Source organism: Mesorhizobium sp. M7A.F.Ca.US.005.03.2.1, assembly GCF_003997795.1.
In the GTDB taxonomy this organism is placed as follows: domain Bacteria; phylum Pseudomonadota; class Alphaproteobacteria; order Rhizobiales; family Rhizobiaceae; genus Mesorhizobium; species Mesorhizobium ciceri.
Genome location: NZ_RZRP01001642.1, coordinates 1 through 404 on the forward strand (window position 1 = coordinate 1; position 404 = coordinate 404).

Below are 404 nucleotides of genomic sequence, written 5' to 3' on the forward strand. Positions count from 1 at the left end.
CACCGCCGTCATCGTCGTGATCGCCTCCTCGGCCTCGACCTGCATCACCTCTGTTCGCTCGATGCCGAGGAGGCGATCACGACGATGACGGCGGTGTCCGGCATCGGCCCGTGGACTGCGGAAGTGTACCTGTTGTTTGCTGCCGGGCACCCCGACATTTTCCCCGCGCGTGATGTCGCGCTGCAGAGCGCGGTCGGCCACGCGCTCGGCATCGAGCCGCGTCCGCCTGAGAAAACGCTGATCGCATTGGCCGAATCATGGAGCCCGTGGCGAGGTGTCGCATCGCGGCTTTTCTGGTCCTATTATCGTGAAACCAGAGGGCGGGACGCCGCGCCGCCGGCCTGAATCCGCGAAAAATCATAAAAATCATGCATTTTTGGCGCTTCAGCGACGCGACAATCCGC

1 pseudogene is annotated in these 404 nt (G+C 63.1%); it reads left to right on the plus strand.

Features of this window, described 5'->3' with window-relative positions:
* Positions 1 to 345 (plus strand): annotated as a pseudogene (locus EN991_RS39595) (DNA-3-methyladenine glycosylase); the annotation flags it as partial.
* Positions 346 to 404: the final 59 nt, after the last annotated feature.